Source organism: Corynebacterium sp. LK2537, assembly GCF_040946485.1.
In the GTDB taxonomy this organism is placed as follows: Bacteria; Actinomycetota; Actinomycetes; order Mycobacteriales; family Mycobacteriaceae; genus Corynebacterium.
In genome coordinates this window covers 301,403-319,884 of the sequence record NZ_JAYWLQ010000001.1, presented here as the reverse complement: position 1 = coordinate 319,884, position 18,482 = coordinate 301,403, and the positions used below count along the sequence as shown (strand labels likewise).

Here is an 18,482-nt window from a genome sequence, read left to right as displayed (position 1 = left end):
GGATCGACAAGTGAATATTGATCTGGCGGCACTGCGAGCCATCGAAAAAGAACGCGAGGTTCCGGTATCTGAGCTGCTGCGCTCCATCGCGGGCGCCCTGCTGAGCTCCTACCTGGACTACCGCGGCGGCTCGGCCGGGGACAACGCCAAGGCCCGCGTGGACATCGACTCGGAGACCGGCGCGGTCGCCGTCATCGTCAGCGAGCTGGACCCGGAGACGGGGGAGCTGGCCACCGAATACGATGACACGCCGGAAAACTTCGGCCGCGTCGGGGCCCGGGCAGTCCGCGAGGCCATCTACGGCCGCCTGCGCATGGCCGAGGCCGACCGCACTTTCGATTCCTACTCTCACATCCAGGGCACCGTGGTCTCCGGCATCGTCGAGCGCGAGGCCACGCTGAACGCCCGCGGCATCATCGTCGTGCAGCTGGGCACCGAGGCCGAGCCGCAGGACGGCATCCTGCTGCCGGCCGAGCAGATCCCGGGCGAGAAGCTGGAGCACGGCGACCGCGTCAAGGCCTACGTCGTAGGGGTCAGCCGCAACGGCAACAACGTCCAGATCAACCTCTCGCGCACCCACCCGGAGCTCGTCCGCGGGCTCTTCGAGCTCGAGGTGCCGGAGGTCGCGGATAAGGCCGTGGAGATCCTGGCGATCGCCCGCGAGGCCGGCCACCGCTCGAAGGTCTCCGTGCGCGGCACCGTCAAGGGGCTCAACGCCAAGGGCGCCTGCATCGGCCCGCGCGGCCAGCGCGTGAACAACATCATGCGCGAGCTCGGCGGCGAGAAGATCGACATCATCGACTACCACGATTCCCCGGAGGTCTACGTCGGCAACGCCCTGGCCCCGTCCAAGGTGGTGCGCGTTGAGGTGCTCGACCCGGACGCCCAGGTCGCCCGCGTGACCGTGCCGGACTACCAGCTGTCCCTGGCCATCGGCAAGGAAGGCCAAAACGCCCGCCTGGCCGCGCGCCTGACCGGCTGGAAGATCGACATCCATTCGGACGCGGACGCCGCCGCCCACGAATAGGCGCGAGACGACCTAGGCCCCACACGCGGAGTGTGGGGCCTAAGTTCATTTTTAGTCCACTTTGCCGTAAACTATTGGAAGGCCCTAACGCGGCCAGGTTTCATGGAGCAAAGCCAAGATTCGGAGGTAATGAGTGCGAGCTAATCGGGCCCGACCCATCCGGCTTCGCACTTGTATCGCCCACCGAACGACGCATCCTGACTCGGAACTGCTGCGCGTGGTGGCAACCACCACCCCAGACGGCACGGTCATCGCCGTGCCCGATCCGCAGCGTGCACATCCGGGGAGGGGAGCGTGGATCCAGCCCACCCTGGCTGCCTACGAGCTAGCGGAGAAAAGGCGCGCCTTCGGGCGGGCTCTTCGCGTGTCTGCAGCTGTGGACACAGGTCAGATTAGAAAGTACTTGGAGGAAGAAACCGCCAAGGAACCCCATGCCACGGCCGGCAACGGCCGTGGGGAAGACCCTGAGATTGTAAGGAAGACCGAACACTGATGAGCGCACAACGATGAAGCATCAGCGATGAAAGTCCTACGTAAACCCTAGGGGTCATGACCGCCTTTCCGGCGCTTATGGCCTCTAGCTAACCCAAGAGGAGACAAGTGGCCGGAAAGCTACGTGTTCACGAGCTGGCTAAACAGCTCGGTGTAACCAGCAAGGAACTGCTCGCAACCCTGAAGGAACAAGGCGAGTTCGTCAAGACCGCCTCGTCCACCATCGAACCGCCGGTGGTCAAGAAGATGCGCGCCCACTACGAGGCGCAGGGCGGCGGCGATAACGCCGCCGAGCAGAAGTCCGCCAACCAATCCAAGCCCAAGCCGGGTGCGGCTAAGTCCGCCCCGAAGCCGGGTACGGGCAAGGCTGCCCCGAAGCCGGGTGCGAACAAGTCCGCTCCCAAGCCGGGCGCTGGCAAGGCTGCCCCGAGGCCGGGCGCGCCCAAGCCGGGCGCCGCTAAGTCGGCCGCCCCGAAGCCGGGCCAGGAGGCCCCGAAGCCGGGCCAGGAGGCCCCGAAGCCGGGTACGGGCAAGTCCGCCCCGAAGCCGGGTGCGGGCAAGGCTGCCCCGAAGCCGGGCCAGGGCCGTGGCGACAACAAGTTGCGCGGCGGCGAGCGCCCGACCCCGGGCAACGCCATGCCGCGCCCGATGCCGAAGCCGGGCGGCACCCGCCGGGTGGCCAACAACCCGTTTTCCACTGGTGGCTCCAGCGAGCCGCGCGGTGGCGGCAAGGGCGGCCCGCGTCCGGGCGGCACCAAGGGCCCGCGGTCCGGCGGTAACAAGCCGGGCCAGGGCCGTGGTGACAACAAGCCGCGCGGCGGCCAGTCCTCCGGCGGTCAGGGCGGCGGTCGCCGTCCTACCCCGGCGATGATGCCGTCGCACCCGAACCCTGCCTCGATGCCGTCCAAGTCCGCCAATGGCGGCGGTGGCGGCCGGGGTGGCCGCGGCCGCGGTGGCGGCCCGGGTCACGGTCCGGGCGGTTTCCGCGGTGGCCGTGGCGGTCGTCGCGGCGGTACCGCCGGCGCATTCGGCCGGCCGGGTGGCGCACCCCGCAAGGGCAAGAAGTCGAAGCGTCAGAAGCGGCACGAGTTTGAGGAGCAGCAGAAGCACGTCGTCGGCGGCGTTCGCCTGCCCGACGGCGGCGGCAAGACCGTGCGTCTGCGCCGCGGTGCTTCGCTGGCGGACTTCGCCGAGAAGATCGGTGCGGATCCGGCCGCCCTGGTCCAGGCCCTGTTCAACCTGGGCGAGATGGTCACCGCTACCGCTTCCGTCTCGGAGGAGACCCTGCAGCTGCTGGGCGCCGAGATCAACTACAAGGTCGAGGTCGTCTCCCCGGAGGACGAGGACCGCGAGCTGCTCGAGTCCTTCGACCTGCAGTTCGGTGAGGACGAGGGCAGCGAGGAAGACCTCGCTAAGCGCCCGCCGGTGGTCACCGTCATGGGTCACGTCGACCACGGTAAGACCCGCCTGTTGGACACCATCCGTAAGACCAACGAGCGCGAGGGTGAGGCCGGCGGCATCACCCAGGGCATCGGTGCTTACCAGGTGGACGTGGAGGTCGACGGCGGCGATCGCGCCATCACCTTCCTGGATACCCCGGGTCACGAGGCGTTTACCGCCATGCGTGCCCGTGGTGCCAAGTCCACGGACCTGGCCATCCTGGTCGTGGCCGCTGACGACGGCGTCATGCCGCAGACCATCGAGGCCATCAACCACGCCAAGGCCGCGGACATCCCGGTCGTGGTGGCGGTGAACAAGATCGATAAGCCGGAGGCTCAGCCGGACAAGATCCGTGGCCAGCTCACCGAGTACGGCCTGGTGCCGGAAGAGTACGGCGGCGACACCATGTTCGTGGACATCTCCGCCAAGGCCGGCCAGAACATCGAGGAGCTGTTGGAGGCGGTCGTCCTGACCGCGGACGCGGCCCTCGAGCTGACCGCCAACCCGGACATGGACGCCCAGGGCGTGGCCATCGAGGCCTACCTGGACCGCGGCCGTGGCCCGGTGGCTACGGTCATCGTCCAGCGCGGTACGCTGCGCATCGGTGACTCCATCGTCGTGGGCGACTCCTTCGGTCGCGTGCGCCGTATGCTCGACGAGTTCGGCAACGACGTGGAAGAGGCGGGCCCGTCCCGCCCGGTCCAGGTCCAGGGCCTCAACGGTGTCCCGGGCGCCGGCGACAACCTGCTGGTGGTCGAGGACGACCGCGTGGCGCGCCAGATCGCCGCCCAGCGTGACGCCCGCAAGCGTTCCGCTATGCAGGCCAAGGCCCGCAAGCGCGTGTCCCTGGAGGATCTGGACGCGGTGCTGAAGGAGACTTCGACGCTGAACCTCATCCTCAAGGGCGACAACGCCGGTTCGGTCGAGGCTCTGGAAGACGCCCTGCTGGACATCGAGGTCGACGACGAGGTGCAGCTCAACGTCATCGACCGCGGCGTCGGCGCGGTCACCCAGACCAACGTCACCCTGGCAGCGGCTTCCGATGCCGTCATCATCGCCTTCAACGTTCGCGCTGAGGGCAAGGCGACCAACGAGGCCAACCAAGAGGGCGTGGATATCCGCTACTACACGGTCATCTACCGCGCCATCGAGGATGTGGAGAAGGCCCTCAAGGGCATGCTCAAGCCCATCTACGAGGAGCGCGAGACCGGTGCGGCCGAAATCCGCGCACTGTTCAAGTCCTCCGCCGTGGGCACCATCGCTGGTTGTATGGTCACCGAAGGCCAGGTCAAGCGCAACGGCAAGGTGCGCATCGTCCGCGATGGCAACGTCATCGCCAGCGATGCCCGCATCGAGTCGCTGCGTCACGAGAAGGACGACGCCAACGAGATCAACGCCGGCTACGAGTGCGGTATGGTCCTGTCCTTCCCGGACATCCAGGTCGGCGACCAGATCCAGGCCTACGAAGAGGTCGAGGTCCCGCGCGACTAGTTCCTGCCAATTGCCAGCAACTAGCTGGCGCTAACCGGTAGGTTTACTACCGGAAGCGATTGTCCCCGCCGCGCCATCGTGCGTGGCGGGGATTTTTCGTTGCGCGGGGAAGATAGAATAGATTAGCTTGAAGATCGATTTTTCCAACTCAGGTCTAGGAGGAGCAATGGCAGACCACGCACGCGCGGGACGCATGGCGAAGAGGATTCAGGCAATTGTTGCTAACGCCCTCGAACACAACATCAAGGACCGTCGCGTGGAGCTGGTGACGGTCACCGACACCCGGGTGACCGGGGATCTGCACGACGCGACGGTCTACTACACGGTCCGCGGCCGCGACATCGACGACGAGCCGGACTTCGACGCCGCCGCCGAGGCCCTGCACCGCGCCCGCGGCCAGCTGCGCAAGCTGGTCGGCGACCAGCTGGGCGTGCGTTTCACCCCGACGCTGAGCTTCGAGGTCGACACCGTGCCGGAGTCCTCGGCGCACATGGAACAGCTGCTGGAAAAGGCCCGCGCCCGCGACGCCGAGCTGGCGAAGCTGAAGGAAAACGCCCAGCCGGCCGGCGAGGCGAACCCGTATAAGGAGAAGGAAAGCGAGTAAACCTGTGCTCGAACAGGACTATGAGCGGGTAGTGGCGGCGATGCGCGCGGCGGACAGCGTGTGCATCATCACCCACCTGCGACCGGATGCCGACGCGGTGGGATCGGCCTGCGCATTGAACATGGCGCTGCGGCAGTTCGACAAAACCACCCGCGTCGTCATCGGGCAGCGCCGGGAGATCTCCCGCAACCTGCTCACCATCCCCGGCGCGGAGGCGGTCGAGCTCGTCGACGACCTGCCGGACGGCTACGACCTGTACGTCACCGTGGACTGCGGCTCGCTGGATCGCACCGGCTCGCTGGTCCAAGCGGTGGAGGAGCAGGCGGCGGCCGGGCGCGTGGTCTGCATCGATCACCACGCCTCGAACCCCGGCTTCGGCTCGGTCAACCTGGTGGACTGCGATTGCGAGTCCACCACCGTGGCCCTGACGCAGATCCTGGACATGCTCGACCTGCAGATGAACAAGGACATCGCGCACGCGCTCTACGCCGGGCTGGTCACGGACACCGGTAGCTTTAGGTGGGGCCGGCCCGCCATGCACGAATACGCCGCCCGCCTGATGCACTACGGGCTCGACACCAAACAGATCGCGGTTGAACTGCTCGATAGCACCACGGCTTCCGATCTGCAGATGCTGGGCCGGGTCCTGGCCGGCGTGCAGGTCGTCGAGGCCGGCTCCCACACGCTCGGCGTGCTGGTGGGCCGTCTGGCCGATATCGGGGACCACTCCGATGCCGCCGTGGAGTCCCTGGTGGAGTTCGTCCGCGCCCTAGACGGCACGGATATCGGCGTCGTGTTCAAGGAGCAGGCGCCGGGTGTCTTCGCCACCTCGCTGCGCTCCTCGGTTGTGGACTGCTCGTCCATCGCCCTGCGCTTCGGCGGCGGCGGGCACGTCCCGGCCGCCGGCTACACCGCCCACGGCACCCCGGAAGAAATCACTGAGAAATTAGTGGAAGTTGTACGCACGTATTAATGACTAAAGACGAAAACTCTGCCGATACCACCCCCGACGCGAGCGCTGCCGCCACGAGCGATGCCGCCGCGAAGGAGGCCACCACGACCGGCGGGAAGGCCCCGGAGGTTACCCTGCGGCGCATCCTGGGGCTCGCACTTCCCGCGCTGGGCGTGCTGGCGGCGATGCCGCTCTACCTCCTGTTCGATACCGCCGTCGTCGGCCGGCTGGGCGCCGAGGATTTGGCAGCGCTGGGCGCGGCGGCCGCGGTACAGTCGGTAGTGACCACGCAGTTGACGTTTTTGTCTTATGGCACCACGGCCCGCGGCGCGCGCCTGTACGGGGCGGGCAAGCGCGCCGAGGCCGTCGCCGAAGGCATCCAGGCCACCTGGGTGGCCCTCGGCGTCGGTACGGCGCTGGCGGTTCTCATGTGGCTTTTTGCCGAGCAGATCACCTGGTGGATGACCGGGAATGCCGACACCGCCGCGCGGGCGGCCCAGTGGCTGCACATCGCGGCCCTGGTTATCCCCATCACCCTGGTGGTCATGGCCGGCAACGGCTGGATGCGCGGCGTGCAAAACACCCGCAAGCCACTGGTCTTCACCCTGGCCGGGGTCATCCCCGGGGCTATCTGCGTGCCCATCTTTGTCCACCTCTGGGGCCTGCCGGGGTCGGCGGCGGCCAACGTGCTGGGCATGGGGATCGTGGCCACGCTCTTTCTCATCGAGCTGGCCCGGCAGCACGGCGGGTCTTGGAAGGTTCGCCCGCGGGTCATCGGCCGCCAGCTGGTGCTGGGCCGGGACCTCATTTTGCGCTCGTTGAGCTTCCAGGTTGCCTTCCTGTCCGCGGCCGCCGTGGCGGGCCGCTTCGGCACGGCCTCCCTGGCCGCGCACCAGGTCATGCTGCAGCTGTGGAACTTCCTGACGCTCGTGTTGGATTCCCTGGCGATCGCGGCGCAGACTCTCATCGGCGCGGCCCTGGGCGCCGGCTCGGCGCAGGCCGCCCGCCGCACCGGCGGGCGCATCATGCACTATTCGGCCGGCTTCGCCGCGGTGCTCGCCGCGATTTTCGCGCTGGGCGCCGGGGTCATCCCGCGGATCTTTACCAATTCCGACGCGGTGATTGAGGCCATGCGCGGGCCCTGGTGGGTCATGGTCGCGATGGTGGTTGCCGGCGGCATCCTCTTCGCCTTCGACGGTGTCCTGCTGGGCGCGGGCGACGCTGCCTACCTGCGCAACATCACCATCGGTTCGGTCCTGGTGGGCTTTTTGCCCGGCATCTGGTTGGCCTATGCCGCGGACGGGGGCCTGCTGGGGATTTGGTTGGGCCTCGGGGCGTTTATCGCTTTGCGTACAATCGCGGTGGTATACCGTTTCTACTCCATGCGCTGGGCCGTCGTCGAGCCCCGCGCAGTGGCGGACGCGGAATAGCAGCCAACTGAACCGACAGCGACAACGAGGAGGACCAGGTGCCACGCACCCTGTGGGCGGTCGCGGACCTGCACGCCGCCGTGAAGGCGAACACGCCGCACATCGACGGCTTGGCGCCGAACAACCCCCACGACTGGCTCATCGTCGCCGGCGACGTCGCGGAGCGTAGCGAGCTCGTGCTGCGGGTGCTGCGGCAGCTAAAGTCCCGCTTCGCCGAGGTCATCTGGGTCCCCGGCAACCACGAGCTGTTCAGCCGGTCGGGGGATCGCTACCGCGGCCGCGATAAATACGACGAGCTCGTCGCCGGCTGCCGGGACCTAGGTATCTACACCCCGGAGGACCCGTACCCGGTCTTCGCCGGGCATACGGTGGCGGGCCTGTTTACGCTCTACGACTACAGCTTCCGCCGCCCCGGGGTCAGCGTGGAGGAGGCATTGGCCGCCGCGCGGGAGGCGCAGCTGGTGATGACGGACGACTTCGCCATCGCGCCTTTCGTGGACATCCGCGCCTGGTGCTGGGATCGGCTGGCCTATACCATCAAGCGCCTGTCCCGGATTTCCGGCCCGACGGTGCTGGTCAACCACTGGCCGCTGGTCCAGGAGCCGACGCTGCGGTTGGGGATCCCGGAGATCAGCCTGTGGTGTGGGACGCGCCATACCCGCTCCTGGGCTAAGCGCTACGACGCCAGCGCCGTCATTTACGGCCATCTGCACATGCCGGGCACGACCGTGGTCGATGGCGTGGAGCACCACGAGGTTTCCCTGGGCTACCCGCGCCAGTGGCGCCAGTGGGGCGCCCACCACCGGCAAACCTGGCCCTACCCGGTCTTGCGGGAGGAGGACTGATCATGCTCGAGCCAAGTCTGTTTCCGGACTCCGCCCGGTTCTGCTACGTGCGGACCCGCTCGGAGCATTCCGACCTGATGAATTTCCAGGCGCTGCACCCGCTGGAGCAATCCATCGTCACCCGGTCGGTCAACGTCCGCAAATCCGAGTTCGGCGACGCCCGCTGGTGCGCCCACGAGGCCCTGCGGGAGGCCGGCTACACCGGCAGCGAGCCCATCCTGCGCGGGGAGCGGGGCAAGCCGCTCTGGCCGGAGGGGTTTACCGGCTCCATGACTCACACCGAGGGCTTCCGCGCGGCCGTGGCGGCACCCACCACGAAGGTGCGCTCGCTGGGGCTGGACGCCGAACCGGCGGAAGAGCTGCCGGAGGGCGTGCTGGCGATGATCGCCCGCTCCGGCGAGATCCCCCAGCTCTACCGGCTGCGCGCCGCGGGCATCCCGTTTGCCGACCGGCTGTTGTTCTGTGCCAAGGAGGCCACCTACAAGGCGTGGTTCCCCATGACGGACCGCTGGTTGGGTTTCGAGCAGGCTGAGATCGACCTGCGCGAGGACGGCACGCTGATCTCCTACCTACTGGTTAGGCCCACCCCCGTGCCGTTTATCTCCGGGCGCTGGCTGGTCCGGGACGGCTACGTGGTGGTCGCCACGACGGTGGACGTCAATTTTCCCTAAACCCGGAATTCGGGCCGGGGGAGCGCAGGGCTGGAGAATCCAGGACGGAAAGCAACGCGCTAGAGCGTGGACGGGCGCGCCACGAAGACGGTGGCCAGGCGCTTGCCCTTCTCCTTGACTAGGGCGACCGCGCGCCCGTCCGGGCCGACGGCGGCGTGCGTGCCCTCCAGCCCGCGGGGAGCAAGCCACTGTCCCATCGCGAGCGCGGCCTGCTCGTCGGCGGTGACCTCCAAGACGGGGTAGCAGCGGGTGAGCGCCTCGTCGAGGGAGAGCGACAGCCGGGGAGAATCCTCCAGCTCGGCCAGGGGAGCGGAGTCGGACAGGCCGAAATTGCCCACGGCCGTGCGCCGCAGGGCCGTCAGGTGCCCGCCGCAGCCCAGAGCTTCGCCCAGGTCCCGGGCCAGGGAGCGGATATAGGTGCCGGAGGAACACTCCACGCTGCATTCGATATCGATCCAGCCGTCGGTGCGGGTAATGGAGTGCACCTCGAAGGAGTGGATGGTCACCGGGCGGGCGGGGATGTCCACGTCCTCGCCGTCGCGCACGCGCTCGTGGGCGCGCTTGCCGGCGATCTTGATGGCGGAGACGCTGGCGGGCCGCTGCATGATATCGCCGCGCAGGTCCTGGATGGCGGCGTGGATGCGGGCGTCGTCGATTGCCTCGGTGGCCCCGCGCGAGGTGATTTCGCCCTCGGCGTCGTCGGTGGTGGTCGCCGCGCCCAGGCGGATGGTGGCCTCATAGGCCTTGGTGGCCGCGACGAGGTGGGCCAGGAATTTCGTGCCGCGCTCCAGCCCGGCGATGAGCACGCCGGTGGCCGTCGGGTCGAGGGTGCCGGCGTGGCCGACCTTGCGGGTGCCGAAATAGCGGCGCAGCCGGGCGACGACATCGTGGGAGGTCATGCCCGCGGGCTTGTCCACAATTACCAGTCCAGAGCTAGCGAGAGGATCCGTCATGGCCTTCGAGTCTAGGGCATGGGCGGCCATGTTCTAGCATAGAGGGCGTGGATATTTGGTATGGAATGGAAGCCATCAGCGACAAGCTGGCGGCCAGCGTGGTCACCATCGGCGTCTTCGACGGCGTACACCGCGGCCACCAGCAGCTGATCGAGCGCACCGTGAGCCGGGCCCACGCCCAGGGCGTCAAGGCGGTCATGGTGACTTTCGACCCGCACCCGGTGACCGTCTTCTTGCCGCAGCGCGCCCCGCTGGCGGTGACGACGCTGCAGCGGCGCTTCCAGCTGGCCGAGCGCTACGGCCTCGACGCGGTGGTCGTCATCGACTTCACCCACGAGCTGTGCGGCCTGAGCCCGCGGGACTACGCCCAGACGCTCCTGGTAGACAAGCTGCACGCCCAGGGCGTGGTCGTGGGAGCCAACTTCACCTTCGGCGCCGACGCCGCCGGCACCCCGGCGGTCCTTAAAGAGCTAGGCCAGGAGATGGGCTTTGCGGTCGACGTCATTGAGCTGCTCGACGACGAGGGCGTGCGGATCTCCTCGACCACGGTGCGCCAGTTCCTCGCCGCCGGCCAGGTCGACCGGGCCAATTGGGCGCTGGGGCGGCACTTCTCGGTCTCCGGGCCGGTGGTCCGCGGGGCCGGGCGCGGTGGCAAAGAGCTGGGCTATCCCACGGCCAACCAGTACTTCCCGGATTCCATCGCCATCCCCGCCGACGGCGTCTATGCCGGGTGGTTCACCATCGACGAGCCCGCCGCGCCCATCGAGGGCAACATGGAGGCCGGCGTGGCCTACGCGGCGGCGATTTCTGTGGGCACGAACCCGACCTTCGGGGACGAGCAGCGCTCCGTGGAATCCTTCGTGCTGGACCGCAGCGCCGATCTCTACGGCCACGACGCGACGGTGCAATTTACCGCCCACGTCCGCGACATGGTCAAGTTCGATTCCGTCGACGAGCTGCTCGCGGCCATGCGCAACGACGTGGCGAAAACCCGCCAGCTGCTAGCTCAAGACGCCCAGGCCTGCGGCTGGGAGCCGGGCACCTATTTCCTGGAAAGCCAAAGCTAGCTAGCGCGGCTAAGCGCAAAGGAAGGACGCCTCAGTGCGCAAGATCATCCTGGACTTAGACACCGGCATCGACGACGCCCTGGCGCTGGCGCTTGCCGTGGCCCACGAGGACCTCGAGCTTATCGGGGTGCTGGGCAGCTACGGCAACGTCGAGGTCGAGGTGGGCGTGCGCAACACCTTGGCGCTGTTAGAACTGCTCGGTTGTGACGACGTGCCGGTCTTCGTCGGCCCGCAGCGCCCGGGCTTTGCGGTCAGCGCCGCCTCGGCCGGCATCCACGGCGCAAACGGCCTGGGCGGGGTAGAGCTGCCCGCGCCCAGGCGTCAGCCGCAGCCGGAACCGGCGGTGGATTTCCTGGTCCGCATGGCCCACCAGAACCGCGACACCGGCGATATCGTCTTCGTGCTCACCGGGCCCTCGACCACCCTGGCCCGGGCCCTGGAGCGCGACCCGGTGGTGGCCAGCCTGCCGGTCGTCATGATGGGCGGGGCGCTGACCGTGCCGGGCAACGTCACCGCGTGGTCCGAGGCAAACGTCTCGCAGGACCCGGCGGCGACCGATGCCGTCGTGCGCGGCTGCCAGGATCTGACCATGGTGGGCCTCGACGTGACTTTGCAGACGCTGCTGACGCGGGCGACCACCCGGGCCTGGCGGGCCGCCGGCACGGCGGCGAGCGTGGCCTATGCTGACATGGTGGATTTCTACATCGACGCCTACGCGAAAAACTCGCCCCACCTGGGCGGGTGCGGCCTGCACGACCCGCTGGCCGTGGCGGTCGCCGCGGAGCCAGACCTGGTCGGCTGCCGACGGATGCCGCTCAAGGTCGACGTGGACGGGCCCACTATCGGGCGCACCATCGGGGACGAATCCCGGACCGGGGAGGACGCCGGGGTAGCAGTCGCCCTGGATGTCGACGCCGAGCGTTTCGTCGACGGCTTCGTCCGCCGGCTCGAGCGCGTGCTCGTGTGATTTGGTGGTTTGCGCCGCTAGCAGCTAAGATTTTCCGATAGCTTTGTGACTGCGGTCCGCAGCAGTTGCGGCGGCGCCTTTTTGGGCGCTTGATTTCATGCGGACTGAAATATGTTTGAGGAGATTATCTCATGGCACTGACCACTGAGAAGAAGGCCGAGATCCTGAAGGAATACGGCCTCCACGAGACCGATACCGGCTCCCCGGAAGCCCAGGTGGCCCTGCTGACCTACCGCATCAGCAACCTGACCGAGCACCTGAAGGACCACAAGCAGGATCACCACTCCCGTCGTGGCCTGCTGCTGCTGGTCGGCCGTCGCCGCGGCCTGCTGAAGTACCTGGCTTCCACCAACATCGACCGCTACCGTGACCTGATTTCCCGTCTGGGCCTGCGTCGCTAATTTCCAGCGTCGATTGTCGCACAAGGCGTTGAGCACCTGCCGTGCTCAGCGCCTTTTTGCGATCTCTTAAACCTTTTCTCCCGCCCGGCCGGCGGCCGTGGCAGCGGGGACAGGAGGTTTGTACCACGACTTTCGTGGGCGGCGTTGTATCGGTCCGGCGTTTGTGCTGGTACGATTGAGCACCGTTGTGTGTGAATTCAACGTTGTACGACTACCGGCGACACCGACGATTGCCGGATGATGAGGAGAATTAACTTTAATGAGCGCTAACAACGCTGTTGAGTATGTAAACGACGAAAACTTCGGCATCACCGAAGCTATCGCCACGCTGGATAACGGGGACTTCGGTACCCGCACCATCCGCTTCGAGACCGGGCAGTTGGCCCGCCAGGCCGACGGCTCGGTGACCACCTACCTGGACGACGACACCATGCTGCTGGCCACCACCACGGCCTCCAACCAGCCGCGGGAGGGCTTCGACTTCTTCCCGCTGACCGTGGACGTGGAAGAGCGCATGTACGCCGCGGGCAAGATCCCGGGCTCGTTCTTCCGCCGCGAGGGCCGCCCGTCCACCGAGGCCATCCTGGCCTGCCGCCTGATCGACCGCCCGCTGCGCCCGACCTTTGTCAATGGGCTGCGCAACGAGGTCCAGGTCGTCATCACCGTGATGTCCCAGGCCCCGGATGAGTACTACGACGTCGTGGCCATCAACGGCGCTTCCGCCGCGACCCAGCTGTCCGGCCTGCCGGTCTCGGGCGCCGTGGGCGGCGTCCGCATGGCGTTTATCGCCGACCAGAAGCACCCGGAGGGCCAGTGGGTGGCCTTCCCGAACTCTGAGCAGCACGACCGCGCGCTGTTCGAGATGGTCGTGGCCGGCCGTATTGTCCAGCGCAAGAAGGGCCGCAAGACCGTCGAAGACGTGGCCATCATGATGGTCGAGGCCGGCGCCGGCATCAACGTCGCCGAGCGCGTGGCTGAAGGCGCCCCGGCGCCGCAGGAGTCCGCCGTGGCCGAGGGCCTGGAGGCCGCCAAGCCGTTCATCAAGACCCTGTGCGAGGCGCAGGCCGGCCTGGCCGAGCGCGTGGCCAAGGAGACCCAGGAGTTCCCGCTCTTCCCGGCCTACTCGGACGAGGTCTTCCAGGCCGTGGAGAAGAAGGCCAGCAAGAAGCTGGAGAAGCTGCTGACCATCGCCGGCAAGCAGGAGCGCGACGAAGCTACCAACGAGCACATGGAGCAGGTCGAGGCCGAGCTGCTCGAGCGCTTCGAGGACGAGGATGCGTCCAAGCAGATCCGCAGCGCTTATAACGCGGTGATGAAGGAGATCGTCCGCCACAAGATCCTGACCGAGGGCTTCCGCATCGATGGCCGCAGCGTCACCGACATCCGCGACCTGGGTGTTGAGGTCGAGCTGGTCCCGCGCGCCCACGGTTCCTCCCTGTTCGAGCGCGGCGAGACCCAGATCCTGGGCGTGACCACCCTGGACATGCTGAAGATGGAGCAGCACATCGACTCCCTGACCCCGGTCGAGTCGAAGCGCTACATGCACCACTACAACTTCCCGCCGTACTCCACCGGCGAGACCGGCCGCGTCGGCTCCCCGAAGCGCCGCGAGATCGGCCACGGCGCGCTGGCCGAGCGCGCCCTGCTGCCGGTCATCCCGTCCCGCGAGGACTTCCCTTACGCCATCCGCCAGGTCTCCGAGGCACTGGGCTCGAACGGTTCGACCTCGATGGGCTCGGTCTGTGCCTCGACGCTGTCGCTGTACAACGCCGGCGTCCCGCTGAAGGCCCCGGTAGCCGGCATCGCCATGGGTCTGGTCTCCGGCGAGGTCGACGGCAAGGAGAAGTTCGTCGCCCTGACCGACATCCTGGGCGCGGAAGACGCCTTCGGTGACATGGACTTCAAGGTCGCCGGTACCTCCGAGTACATCACCGCCCTGCAGCTGGACACCAAGCTGGACGGCATCCCGTCCGCCGTGCTGGCCGACGCGCTGGAACAGGCTCGCGATGCCCGCTCCGCCATCCTGGCCACCATGGCCGAGGTCATCGAGGGCCCGGACGAGATGTCCCCGCTGGCGCCGAAGATCACCTCCGTGCAGGTCCCGGTCAACAAGATCGGTGAGCTCATCGGCCCGAAGGGCAAGACCATCAACTCCATCACGGAGGAGACTGGCGCCGACATCACCATCGAGGACGACGGCACCGTCTACGTCTCCGCCGAGTCCGGCGAGGCCGCCGACGCCGCCCTGGACAAGATCAACTCGATTGCCAACCCGCAGCTGCCGAAGGTCGGGGAGCGCTTCCTGGGCACGGTCGTCAAGACCGTCGCCTTCGGCGCGTTCGTCTCCCTGACCCCGGGCCGCGACGGGCTCATCCACATCTCCAAGCTGGGTGGCGACGAGCGCATCGAAAAGGTCGAGGACGTGGTCAACGTGGGCGACAAGATCCAGGTCGAAATCGCCGACATCGACAACCGCGGCAAGATCTCCCTGGTGCCGGTCGACGAGGACTAATAATCCAGCGGCTGGTAAGTCAATGACCTAGCGATCGATAGTTAAGGGGCCGGAAGGCCCCTTTTCTTGTATCGTTAGATGTATGGACACACCCCGACAGCGCGCTGGCGATAAGCAGCGCCACGCAGCCGCTGAGCTGGTCAGCCAGGCTTTCAGCGAGGGCAAGATCAGCTTGGCTGAATTCGACGAACGCTCCCAGCGCGTCTGGGAGGCAACCTACGTGGACCAGCTCACCGAGCTGGTCGACGACTTGGGGCTAAGCCATGACCTAGACAAGCGTGACTCGCCCGCGCCAGCGCGCAGCGCCAACCACCCTGTGGTGGTTCCCAACCGCGAGGGCTCGAAGTTTTCGATCGGCATCATGGGCGGTGCCGAGCGCTTCGGTGGCTGGCACTGCGAGCCCAGCCACTTCGCCCTGAGCATCATGGGCGGCAGCGATCTGGACTTCTCCGAGGCCACCCTCGGCGCTAACCGGGTGGTCATCAACGCCTGGGACCTCATGGGCGGCTCGGAAATCCGCGTGCCGGAAAACTACAACATCCGCCTGGAGGGCTTCGGGATTATGGGCGGCGCGACCGTCAAGAACGGCCCGGGCGTGACCGTCCCGCTCTCGGAGGTCCCGGAAGACGCGCCGACCATCGTGCTGGTCAACTACGCGCTCATGGGCGGCAGCGATATCATCCGCGTGCCGGAGGTGCGCCGCCGCAAGGACTAATCCTTTCCGGCGACCGCCTACTTAACCGGCGAAGTCGATGACCACGCGCGGCGGGCCATCCATATACGTCACGGAGTAGGGGGCCTTTTCTTTCAGGCCCACCACGAACTGGGACTGGGCCTCGAAGGCGCTGGTGAACTGGACTTCTTCGATGACGCCGGCGCCCGGGAAGCTGCCGGTATCTAGGTATTGTTCCTCCAGCTCCGGCGTAGACGGCCACGGGGTGGGCTCGATCCCTAGGTCCAAGAAGGCGTTGCCGGCTACCTCGACGGGATGGCCGGAGGCCTGCTGGGTGGGCGCGTCGGTATAGCTGGCGAACCAGCTGGCGGGGCCTTTACCGCTAAATTCGATGACCATGCGGGTAAAGCCGTCGTGTTCGGCGGTGCGCACGCGCACCGGGACCAGCTCGCCGGCGCCTTGGGCCATGTGCTGCTCGTCGTCCAGGGAAGGGGTGCCCAGCATCTTTACCCCGTCGGATGCCCCGCCCGCAGGGGCGGTCGCGCCCTTCTGGACCGTGGAGGATTCGGCCGCCGCGGCTTCGTTGTCGGGGGCGGCGGAGGTAGACGTCACGGTGCTGGGGGAGGAGGTGTCGTTCGCGTTGTCGGCGTTGTCGGCATTCGCGCAGCCGGTGAGCACGAGGCCGGCTACCGCGAGGGGAGCGAGGGTAGAGATCCACTGGCGCATAGGGAGTCATCTCCTTGGGTAGGTAAAGGTTATCCCCAGTTTAGCCGAAACGCGTGTGACGGTTGTTAATTGTGAACAGCGGTTGCTAGTTCTTGAGCTCCACAATCTGGATCAGGTTGCCGCAGGTATCGTCGAAGACCGCGATCCGGGACGGGCCCACATCTGTCGGCTCCATGGTGAACTCCACGCCGCGGTCTTGCAGCTGCGCGTAGTCCCGGTCCAGATCGTCGGTGAGGAACTGGGTCAGCGGCATCCCGGCCTCGCGCAGGGCGGCGGTGAACTCGCCGGCGGCGGGATGCCCCTTGGGCTCGAGCACGATTTCCATGCCGGCCCCGGGCAACACCGAGCCGTCCGCGGCCAGCTGTGTCGGGTTGGTGATGGTCAGCCAGCGGAAATCGCCGTGCGTGACGTCGTCCTTGACCTGGAAGCCAAGCGTGCCGACGTAGAAATCGTGGGCGTGGGCTACATCGTCGACCAGAATAGAACCGATATACATGCGCATGGGCGCCAGTATAGTGGCCAAAGCGGTGCGGCCGGGCGGTAGAATGGCCGGGGTAACAGAACGCGGGTCTTCGGCCCGCAGCCGTGTATCCGTCGTCTTCCGCCACCGCCTCCCGCTGTGAGCGGCCGGGCCTTCCCACGCGGTTAGGTGCGGGCGGATGACGCGGAACAAGACGAGACCACTAAAGGAAGAAGGTAGCGCGATGAATATTCAAGTCGGTGTGCTGGGCGCAAAGGGGCGCGTGGGCGAGGCCGTCGTGGAGGCGGTGCAGGCTGCCGAGGACCTCGACCTGGCCGCGACCATCGACCACGGCGACTCCCTGGAGCTGCTCAAGACCAATGGCGTCCAGGTCGTGGTGGACTTCACCACGCCGGATTCCGTCATGGGCAACCTGGAGTACTGCGTGTCCAACGGCATTCACTGCGTGGTGGGCACCACCGGCTTCGACAAGGACCGCCTGGCCCAGGTCAAGCAGTGGACGCAGGCCTCCGGCGCGGGCCACGTTCTGATCGCGCCTAACTTCGCTATATCCGCTGTGCTGACCATGGTGCTCTCCCGCCAGGTCGCCCAGTACTTTGAGACCGCCGAGGTCGTGGAGTACCACCACCCGACGAAGCTGGACGCGCCGTCCGGCACGGCCGTGCACACCGCCGAGGGGATTGCCGCCGCCCGCCAGGAGGCCGGCATGGGCCCGATGCCCGACGCCACGGAGAAGACCTTGGACGGCGCCCGCGGCGCCAACGTGGACGGCGTGCCGGTCCACGCGGTGCGCACCCGCGGCATGGTGGCCCACGAGGAGGTCATCTTCGGCGCCCAGGGCCAGAGCCTGACCATCCGCCAGGACTCTTACGACCGCACCTCCTTCGTACCGGGCGTGCTGGTCGGCGTCCGCAATATCGCCGACCGCCCGGGCTTGGTCGTGGGGCTGGAATCCTACCTGGGGCTCTAGGCCATGGCTGAGGTCAGTAACCTGCAGGTCGAGCTGATTGCGGCGACCGCCTTTCACGCCCCCACCGGGGTGGAGTGGGAAGCGGATGCCACGGCCACGGATGCCGAGGCGCTGGTCGAGTTCGCGGGCCGGGCCTGCTATGAGTCCTTCGACAAGCCGAACCCGCGCACCGCGACCAACGCCGCCTACTTGCGGCACATCCTGGAGGTCGGCCACGCCGGCCTGCTCGAGCACGCCACGGCGACGCTCTACATCCGTGGCATCTCCCGCTCGGCCACCCACGAGCTGGTGCGGCACCGGCACTTCTCCTTCTCCCAGCTCTCGCAGCGCTACGTCCACCCCGAGCGGGCCTCCGTCGTGCTGCCGGATCCCATCGCCCGCGACGAGCAACTGACCCGGCTGCTGCTGTCCGCGGTGGACGAGAGCCGGTTTGTCTACGAGGAGCTGCTCCACGCGCTGGAGGAGAAGCTGGAGGACGAACCCAACGCCCTGCTGCGCAAGAAGCAGGCGCGCCAGGCCGCGCGGGCCATCCTGCCGAACGCGACCGAGTCCCGGATCGTGGTCACGGGCAACTACCGCACTTGGCGGCAGTTCATCGCCGCGCGGGCGACGGAGCACGCGGACACGGAGTTGCGGGCGGTGGCCGTGGCCTGCCTGCGGCTTTTGTCCCAGCAGGCGCCCGTGCTCTTTGATGATTTTCACATCACCACGTTGTCCGACGGCACGGAGATGGCCGCCAGCCCCTACGCGGGCTAGAACACCGCCATGCCGGGGGCGGAT

The 18,482-nt window shown here is 67.3% G+C and carries 18 protein-coding genes; 15 read left to right on the top strand and 3 right to left on the bottom strand.

The window, feature by feature from the left end; all coding sequences use genetic code 11:
- Positions 1 to 10 precede the first annotated feature (10 nt).
- From nusA to VVS03_RS01490, 8 genes are all read left to right on the top strand, one after another.
- Positions 11 to 1,027, top strand: coding sequence for a transcription termination factor NusA (gene nusA / locus VVS03_RS01525; RefSeq protein ID WP_368533894.1), 1,017 nt, complete (start codon positions 11 to 13; stop codon positions 1,025 to 1,027).
- Between the two features lie 133 nt (positions 1,028 to 1,160).
- Positions 1,161 to 1,520, top strand: a complete 360-nt coding sequence (locus VVS03_RS01520) for a YlxR family protein (RefSeq protein WP_368533895.1) — start codon at positions 1,161 to 1,163, stop codon at positions 1,518 to 1,520.
- A gap of 107 nt (positions 1,521 to 1,627) precedes the next feature.
- Positions 1,628 to 4,450, top strand: coding sequence for a translation initiation factor IF-2 (gene infB / locus VVS03_RS01515; protein ID WP_368533896.1), 2,823 nt, complete (start codon positions 1,628 to 1,630; stop codon positions 4,448 to 4,450).
- Positions 4,451 to 4,616: 166 nt separating this feature from the next.
- On the top strand, positions 4,617 to 5,054 hold the full coding sequence (gene rbfA / locus VVS03_RS01510; RefSeq protein WP_070768491.1) for a 30S ribosome-binding factor RbfA: 438 nt from the start codon (positions 4,617 to 4,619) through the stop codon (positions 5,052 to 5,054).
- Between the two features lie 4 nt (positions 5,055 to 5,058).
- On the top strand, positions 5,059 to 6,027 hold the full coding sequence (locus VVS03_RS01505; RefSeq protein WP_368533897.1) for a bifunctional oligoribonuclease/PAP phosphatase NrnA: 969 nt from the start codon (positions 5,059 to 5,061) through the stop codon (positions 6,025 to 6,027).
- Positions 6,027 to 7,436: an MATE family efflux transporter gene (locus VVS03_RS01500; RefSeq protein WP_368533898.1), complete on the top strand. Its 1,410-nt coding sequence runs from the start codon at positions 6,027 to 6,029 to the stop codon at positions 7,434 to 7,436. Before VVS03_RS01505 ends, VVS03_RS01500 begins: the two co-directional genes overlap by 1 nt.
- 38 nt (positions 7,437 to 7,474) lie before the next feature.
- On the top strand, positions 7,475 to 8,281 hold the full coding sequence (locus VVS03_RS01495) for a metallophosphoesterase (RefSeq protein WP_368533899.1): 807 nt from the start codon (positions 7,475 to 7,477) through the stop codon (positions 8,279 to 8,281).
- A gap of 2 nt (positions 8,282 to 8,283) precedes the next feature.
- Entirely contained in the window at positions 8,284 to 8,952 is a 669-nt protein-coding gene (locus VVS03_RS01490) for a 4'-phosphopantetheinyl transferase (RefSeq protein ID WP_368533900.1), read from the top strand.
- 59 nt (positions 8,953 to 9,011) lie between these two features.
- Here the strand turns inward: VVS03_RS01490 and truB are convergent, their stop codons facing one another.
- The gene (gene truB / locus VVS03_RS01485; protein WP_368533901.1) at positions 9,012 to 9,905 is read right to left on the bottom strand and encodes a tRNA pseudouridine(55) synthase TruB; all 894 of its coding nucleotides are present in this window, start codon (positions 9,903 to 9,905) and stop codon (positions 9,012 to 9,014) included.
- Positions 9,906 to 9,943: 38 nt separating this feature from the next.
- Here truB and VVS03_RS01480 point away from each other — a divergent pair, with 38 nt between their 5' ends.
- The 5 genes from VVS03_RS01480 to VVS03_RS01460 all read left to right on the top strand — a co-directional run bounded on the left by VVS03_RS01480 (position 9,944) and on the right by VVS03_RS01460 (position 15,567).
- The gene (locus VVS03_RS01480) at positions 9,944 to 10,972 is read left to right on the top strand and encodes a bifunctional riboflavin kinase/FAD synthetase (RefSeq protein ID WP_368534057.1); all 1,029 of its coding nucleotides are present in this window, start codon (positions 9,944 to 9,946) and stop codon (positions 10,970 to 10,972) included.
- A gap of 34 nt (positions 10,973 to 11,006) precedes the next feature.
- Positions 11,007 to 11,939 (top strand): nucleoside hydrolase, encoded by a 933-nt coding sequence (locus VVS03_RS01475; RefSeq protein ID WP_368533902.1) that lies wholly within the window; start codon positions 11,007 to 11,009, stop codon positions 11,937 to 11,939.
- A gap of 131 nt (positions 11,940 to 12,070) precedes the next feature.
- Positions 12,071 to 12,340, top strand: a complete 270-nt coding sequence (rpsO, locus tag VVS03_RS01470; protein WP_070768484.1) for a 30S ribosomal protein S15 — start codon at positions 12,071 to 12,073, stop codon at positions 12,338 to 12,340.
- Between the two features lie 259 nt (positions 12,341 to 12,599).
- Complete coding sequence (locus tag VVS03_RS01465) at positions 12,600 to 14,852, top strand: polyribonucleotide nucleotidyltransferase (protein WP_368533903.1); 2,253 nt, start codon at positions 12,600 to 12,602, stop codon at positions 14,850 to 14,852.
- Between the two features lie 82 nt (positions 14,853 to 14,934).
- The gene (locus VVS03_RS01460; RefSeq protein ID WP_368533904.1) at positions 14,935 to 15,567 is read left to right on the top strand and encodes a DUF1707 domain-containing protein; all 633 of its coding nucleotides are present in this window, start codon (positions 14,935 to 14,937) and stop codon (positions 15,565 to 15,567) included.
- A gap of 21 nt (positions 15,568 to 15,588) precedes the next feature.
- Here VVS03_RS01460 and VVS03_RS01455 read toward each other — a convergent pair whose 3' ends face one another.
- A complete protein-coding gene (locus VVS03_RS01455; protein WP_368533905.1) occupies positions 15,589 to 16,251 on the bottom strand; it encodes a hypothetical protein in 663 nt (220 codons plus the stop codon).
- A gap of 85 nt (positions 16,252 to 16,336) precedes the next feature.
- Complete coding sequence (locus VVS03_RS01450) at positions 16,337 to 16,753, bottom strand: VOC family protein (protein WP_368533906.1); 417 nt, start codon at positions 16,751 to 16,753, stop codon at positions 16,337 to 16,339.
- Positions 16,754 to 16,955: 202 nt separating this feature from the next.
- Here VVS03_RS01450 and dapB point away from each other — a divergent pair, with 202 nt between their 5' ends.
- Positions 16,956 to 17,702 (top strand): 4-hydroxy-tetrahydrodipicolinate reductase, encoded by a 747-nt coding sequence (gene dapB / locus VVS03_RS01445; protein WP_368519154.1) that lies wholly within the window; start codon positions 16,956 to 16,958, stop codon positions 17,700 to 17,702.
- 3 nt (positions 17,703 to 17,705) lie between these two features.
- Entirely contained in the window at positions 17,706 to 18,458 is a 753-nt protein-coding gene (thyX, locus tag VVS03_RS01440) for an FAD-dependent thymidylate synthase (RefSeq protein WP_368533907.1), read from the top strand.
- Positions 18,459 to 18,482: the final 24 nt, after the last annotated feature.

What these genes read in the sequence shown, in the direction of transcription:
- rbfA (WP_070768491.1), top strand. Translation starts at nt 4,617, where the DNA reads ATGGCAGACCACGCACGCGCGGGACGCATGGCGAAGAGGATTCAGGCA.
- VVS03_RS01500 (WP_368533898.1), top strand. Translation starts at nt 6,027, where the DNA reads ATGACTAAAGACGAAAACTCTGCCGATACCACCCCCGACGCGAGCGCT.
- VVS03_RS01490 (WP_368533900.1), top strand. Translation starts at nt 8,284, where the DNA reads ATGCTCGAGCCAAGTCTGTTTCCGGACTCCGCCCGGTTCTGCTACGTG.
- truB (WP_368533901.1), bottom strand. Translation starts at nt 9,905, where the DNA reads ATGACGGATCCTCTCGCTAGCTCTGGACTGGTAATTGTGGACAAGCCC.
- rpsO (WP_070768484.1), top strand. Translation starts at nt 12,071, where the DNA reads ATGGCACTGACCACTGAGAAGAAGGCCGAGATCCTGAAGGAATACGGC.
- VVS03_RS01465 (WP_368533903.1), top strand. Translation starts at nt 12,600, where the DNA reads ATGAGCGCTAACAACGCTGTTGAGTATGTAAACGACGAAAACTTCGGC.
- VVS03_RS01460 (WP_368533904.1), top strand. Translation starts at nt 14,935, where the DNA reads ATGGACACACCCCGACAGCGCGCTGGCGATAAGCAGCGCCACGCAGCC.
- VVS03_RS01455 (WP_368533905.1), bottom strand. Translation starts at nt 16,251, where the DNA reads ATGCGCCAGTGGATCTCTACCCTCGCTCCCCTCGCGGTAGCCGGCCTC.
- VVS03_RS01450 (WP_368533906.1), bottom strand. Translation starts at nt 16,753, where the DNA reads ATGCGCATGTATATCGGTTCTATTCTGGTCGACGATGTAGCCCACGCC.
- dapB (WP_368519154.1), top strand. Translation starts at nt 16,956, where the DNA reads ATGAATATTCAAGTCGGTGTGCTGGGCGCAAAGGGGCGCGTGGGCGAG.
- thyX (WP_368533907.1), top strand. Translation starts at nt 17,706, where the DNA reads ATGGCTGAGGTCAGTAACCTGCAGGTCGAGCTGATTGCGGCGACCGCC.